This is a genomic window from Mesorhizobium sp. M1406, from assembly GCF_040317555.1.
Lineage (GTDB): Bacteria > Pseudomonadota > Alphaproteobacteria > Rhizobiales > Rhizobiaceae > Mesorhizobium.
The window spans coordinates 1-880 of the sequence record NZ_JAMYKW010000173.1; the positions used below are offsets into that span (position 1 = coordinate 1).

Here is an 880-nt window from a genome sequence, read left to right on the forward strand (position 1 = left end):
CAGGGCAATCGGGTGAGTTAACGCGTGACAAGGGGTTTAGGAGCTGAATCTGTCGAGAGCATCTGATTCTTTGAAGGATGCTTTGGATGGATGATGTGGCTTGCGATGCCGGTGCGTTGTCGGAAACGGTTGTTTTTCTGGGTCATTTCAAGGATCTGCCTGATGGTCGGCAGAGTGCGAAGGTAAGGTATCCGCTGGATGAGGTGCTGCTGCTATGTCTTGTGGCGGTGATCGCCGGGGCGGAAACCATCACCGACATCGCCCGCTTTGGTGACAAGAAGCTTGATCTCTTGCGCCGGTTTCGCCCCTTTCTCGAGGGCGTACCGTCTCATGATCATCTGGGCGATATCCTTGCCAGCCTCGATGCCGAACACTTCCAGCGCTGCTTTGTGGCATGGGTAGCGTCACTAACGGGCGCGCCGGAAGGCGTCGTCGCCATAGACGGCAAGACGGTCCGCCGCTCCAAGGGCTCCAGGAATGCCGAGGAGCCGATACACATGGTTTCCGCCTTCGCCGCCCGTCAACGCTTGGTGCTGGGGCAGGTCAAGGTGGCGGACAAAGCCAATGAGATCCTCGCCATTCCCAAGCTGCTGGACATGCTGGCCATCGAGGGGGCCATCGTGACCATCGATGCCATGGGCTGCCAGCGCACCATCGCCCAGAAGGTCCTGGACAAGAAGGCCGACTACATCTTCGCCCTCAAAGGCAATCAGGGCACGCTGCGCGATGACGTCGAACTCTTTGCCGCCGAGCAAAAAGCCCGCAACTTCAAGGACGCCACCGTGAGCCGCGCCAGCACGGTCGATGGTAACCACGGTCGTATCGAGACCCGAGACATCACGGTTATCCACGATGTCGACTGGCTTCAAAAGAGCCATCA

The 880-nt window shown here is 58.8% G+C and carries 1 protein-coding gene; it reads left to right on the forward strand.

Translation table 11 applies throughout. From position 1 onward, the window contains the following. Positions 1 to 86 precede the first annotated feature (86 nt). A partial coding sequence (locus tag NKH03_RS34800) for an ISAs1 family transposase (RefSeq protein ID WP_352973360.1) occupies positions 87 to 880 on the forward strand: 794 nt, incomplete at its 3' end.